Annotated in this window: 3 protein-coding genes; all 3 read right to left on the bottom strand. The window is 32.1% G+C overall.

The features are described from left to right. Positions 1 to 253 precede the first annotated feature (253 nt). On the bottom strand, positions 254 to 973 hold the full coding sequence (locus tag ACKGJY_RS15400) for a hypothetical protein (RefSeq protein WP_413974790.1): 720 nt from the start codon (positions 971 to 973) through the stop codon (positions 254 to 256). Positions 974 to 1,126: 153 nt separating this feature from the next. Further along, complete coding sequence (locus tag ACKGJY_RS15405; protein ID WP_413974791.1) at positions 1,127 to 2,089, bottom strand: hypothetical protein; 963 nt, start codon at positions 2,087 to 2,089, stop codon at positions 1,127 to 1,129. Positions 2,090 to 2,678: 589 nt separating this feature from the next. After that, positions 2,679 to 3,647 (bottom strand): hypothetical protein, encoded by a 969-nt coding sequence (locus ACKGJY_RS15410; RefSeq protein ID WP_413974792.1) that lies wholly within the window; start codon positions 3,645 to 3,647, stop codon positions 2,679 to 2,681. Positions 3,648 to 3,786: the final 139 nt, after the last annotated feature.

The raw sequence follows: 3,786 nt of genomic DNA on the forward strand, positions 1-3,786 counted from the left end.
GGAAAAGAGACCAACCCGAGTTATTTCATAGTAAAAGGGGAGCGGTTATTCCGCCATAAATCTACCTTTATAAAATTCCGCTATGTTAGCTGATATAAAAAACGCACTATTGACACCAACGGTCTCGGCTATGAGTAGTTGCGTGGTTTAGCACATAACTTTGCAAGTACACACCAAACTGAAAATCCGCAAGGATTTTCAGAAGTAGGCGAGAACAAGCAATTACTTATAGCCATTGTTGTACACTGTTTTTTTATTTTTTTGATACTATTATAACTTGTTCATCAATCTTGTCTTCATAAGTATATTTAGCTCGATGGTTCCAAGATTCATTTTCAAGTTTTAAATCAGCACCTTTGATTTCTTCATTCCTAAAAAAAAGTGATTGTCCGTTAATGACAACTTTCTTTCCGTTATTCGTTTCAAGAACGGTTGGGTAAAATCCCATTCGTCTTTCTTCCGCATTTTTTGCTTTCTCTCTAATTTCTTTAGATAAACCAAATTCACTTTTTTCTATCGACTCTACCTTGTCAATAAATATCACTTTTTTAAAATGGTCAAAATAATAGCCGATTGGTGGATTTTTAGAAATTCGAATTGTCGCAAAATCATAGGTCTCTCCATTTTTAAGCCGAACTTTCGCTGGTGCTATTTTATTCATATTCCAATCATCTGTTAATCCAATCGAGTTTAATTCAGATTTTAGTTTATCACTCAATTCTAGATTAAGAGTGTTGAATTCTTTTAATGTTTTTATTTGTCCACTTGCAAATTTTTGAAACATTTCTCCTTCTTTGTAAAAGTCAGATTTACAAACAGAACACTTGTAGGTTTGAATGTTGCCTATTTTTTCCTCTAATTCAATCCGTGAATCAAATTTGGATTCTAAATAGTCAGTTCCGAATCCAACTGTATTTTTTTCGTGACAGACTGGACATCCAATTTTCTTCTTTTTTCTAAATAGTTTAAACATTCTGTCAAATAGTGTACAACGGTCTCGGCTATGAGTAGTTGCGTAGTTTAGCACTTAACTTTGCAAGTACACACCAAACTGAAAATCCGCGAGGAATTTCCAAAGTAGGCGAGAACAAGCAATTACTTATAGCCATTGTTAGGCAACGTTTTTTTATTTATTAAACATTATGTATTTTATTCTATCGTCTGAATAAAATTGTATCTGAAATTTAGGTTCAGTGTACCAATAATTCTCCATTCCTCCACCAAATTTTTCACTTTTTGCTGGTTTTATCTTATTCCTAATTTTCTTTTTTTTATCCTTTAATGTAATTCCGTTCCAAAAAGTTCCTTTGTATTCTTTCTCCAGAAAAACACAGTATAACGTGCTATCCTTTTTAAACTTAAAGGAAAGTCCATCGGTATCGTAGTTAATGAAGTAGGAATCTTTATAATAACTGTGGATAGAATCGTTACCCAATCTATTCATCACGTTATTAATTTCTTTGCTTTTATTTGATTTACCCAAAAGAGAGTATAATTCTTGAATATTTATGTTGACTGAATTATTTTCATAATTTCTATTGTCAATACAAGGATATTTTTCATTGTCGGATTCTGTCAACGAACTGAAAATTGCTTCGCTGTCATCGAGAGTTAATTCTCCATTTCCAGTAAGTTTGCTTTTCCAGTATTCAGTTAGTTTCTTTAATTCAGATTCAGATATTGTTTGCCCTTTTTCTTCAAACCATTCCCAAACTATTCCATTATAAACGTGGTGCCAACCAATTAATTCATCACAGTTTTGATAAATGTATTTTGTTCCAAGTCCAACTTTTTCATATATACTTGAATCATTAATTCGAGTAAGAATTATATGAATTCCTATTGATTTTTCTGGATTTGGTAATTGATTTAAAAGTTGTTCGTTAGCTTGTTTTCCAATTTCAACAAGTTCGTTAGCAATAGAATCATATTCTTTAAGAACTAAAGTGTAATTGCAATCAATTGGTATCGTTTCCCAATTCAGTTTTTCAATTAGTTCAGATATTCTCAATTCAGTTGCGGTTTGCCCAAAAGACAATCCACAAACTAAAGTTAGAATCGATAATATGATGTTTTTACGAATGTTCATTCAAATGTTGCCTAACGTTTTAGTGTAAACAAAGTACGGGTTTGTGGGCAGCGATTTTCCGAAGGAAAATCGTAAGCAAGCAAACGAGTACTTTATAAATGTAAGCCACAAAAATAGTATTTTTTTTACACATTGTTGGTTTTAAGTAGTGCGCCAGTATTAAGTGCAATTACGGAATAGCGCAAAACAACCGCAAACCCCAAGGGCATAATGAGCAAAAAACACTGTTTTTAGTGCTAACCAGAGACTTGGCAAACTTTCCACCGACAATTGCTTGGAAAAGAGACCAACCCGAGTTATTTCATAGTAAAAGGGGAGCGGTTATTCCGCCATAAATCTACCTTTATAAAATTCCGCTATGTTAGCTGATATAAAAAACGCACTATTGACACCAACGTCTCTGTATATGGCTCGTAGCGTGCAAATTATAAAATTATTTTCGGATTTAGCACAAGCCAGATTTTTAAATTTTACTATTTATTTTTTATTGGAAAATCGTCAAATTTAAAAATTTGGCGACTTTCCAAATATACCTTAACTTCGATTAAGCAACTATCTAGCTATGAGCTATATACGTTGTTGCCAGTAGTTATTTTCGCTCTACTGATATGTAATCTCTTTCTCCCCAATCTTTATTGCCTTTAAATTCGCCATTTTTATAATTCAATTTAATTGGGTCAGTTAAACCATATAAAATTAGACTGTGATAATCTTCGTTAACTAAATCGGTTTTATTTGGAAACGATTTATATAAAATTCTGTTATATTCTGGCTGTAAATGTTTTATTAATGCTTTTTCCGCATCTAAGGATAATTTTTTGTCAGAAGGTAATATATAGTCTGTAAGATAATTGGAAATTTCTTCAGAACTTGCATCATCTCCCCATTTAACAACTGTGTTATTATCTTTAATTCTAAATAACAAAACCATTATCTCGTTTGACGGAATATTCTTAAAAGACAATGAATCTTGAAAAGTCAGTATCTCTTGAAATGTAGAATGTCCAGACAGCCTTTCGCAAATATTTTGCTCTGTAGATTTACCAACGTAGTGAACATTATATTCTAACATTTCTGAATAGTCGCCAGTAAATTTAGCTTTGACGTGTCCTTTCCAATAATTTTGAAATAATTTGTCAGGTGTATATTGAGCCAACATTTTAGTTTTTCCAGTAGAGGGATTTGTTGACTGAATTGTGAAAGCTTGAGTTCCTTTAAAAGGTGGACCTACTTTTTTAGTTGGCGTGCTTTTTCTATTATGAAGTCTTAGTTCTATCGAGTTTGTTAAATCTTTTGCTATATTTTCTTGAAGAAACGGTAATCTACATCGAATAACATTTGTATTATCCTCTTGCTCAATGTCAAAACTCAATTCTAATTCTTTTTCCCAATAAAAAAAATTGCTAAAAGTGATTTCCTTTCGTTGAGCGATAACATAAATATGACTATCAAAAACATTACTGTGGAATTCTTTGTCAGTCATAAAGCGAGCAAAATGAAAAGCACTCAAAGGTGCATATCCCAATTCTAAATCGTTTATTAAAATTCCTTTCGTCATTTTTGGTAATTACTGGCAACGTTTTAGTGTAAACAAAGTACGGGTTTGTGAGCAGCGATTTTCCGAAGGAAAATCGTAAGCAAGCAAACGAGTACTTTATCAATGTAAGTCACAAAAATAGTATTTTTTTTACACATTG

This window comes from Hyunsoonleella sp. 2307UL5-6, assembly GCF_047345485.1.
Lineage (GTDB): Bacteria > Bacteroidota > Bacteroidia > Flavobacteriales > Flavobacteriaceae > Jejuia.

What these genes read in the sequence shown, in the direction of transcription:
- ACKGJY_RS15400 (WP_413974790.1), bottom strand. Translation starts at nt 973, where the DNA reads ATGTTTAAACTATTTAGAAAAAAGAAGAAAATTGGATGTCCAGTCTGT.
- ACKGJY_RS15405 (WP_413974791.1), bottom strand. Translation starts at nt 2,089, where the DNA reads ATGAACATTCGTAAAAACATCATATTATCGATTCTAACTTTAGTTTGT.
- ACKGJY_RS15410 (WP_413974792.1), bottom strand. Translation starts at nt 3,647, where the DNA reads ATGACGAAAGGAATTTTAATAAACGATTTAGAATTGGGATATGCACCT.